Here is a 237-nt window from a genome sequence, read left to right as displayed (position 1 = left end):
CGGGTGGAGCGCACCCGCCCGGAGGAAAGACTCCCGAGGCGGAGCCTCCAGGAGGGGCGCGGGTTCGGGCTCGACGTCGAGTACGGGGTCTAGTTCGGGCTCGAGGCCGAGGCCGAGGTCGGGGTCGACGGACAGCGCCTCCTCGTCGCCGATGCTGCCGTCGGGCTGCACCGCGAGCAGCCAGCCGCCCTCCTCGTCGGAGACCCTCAGCTGCACCGGCCGCCCCGCCGCGGCCGC

At 75.9% G+C, this 237-nt stretch carries 1 protein-coding gene; it reads right to left on the bottom strand.

Going from position 1 to position 237, the window contains the following annotated elements; all coding sequences use genetic code 11:
• On the bottom strand, positions 1-237 hold a 237-nt coding region (locus ACPYOG_RS20700), incomplete at both ends, for a hypothetical protein (RefSeq protein ID WP_481295937.1).

Source organism: Leifsonia sp. HAY1-4F, assembly GCF_056755275.1.
Note: the sequence above shows the minus strand (reverse complement) of the source record. Positions and strands in the feature narration are given on the sequence as shown.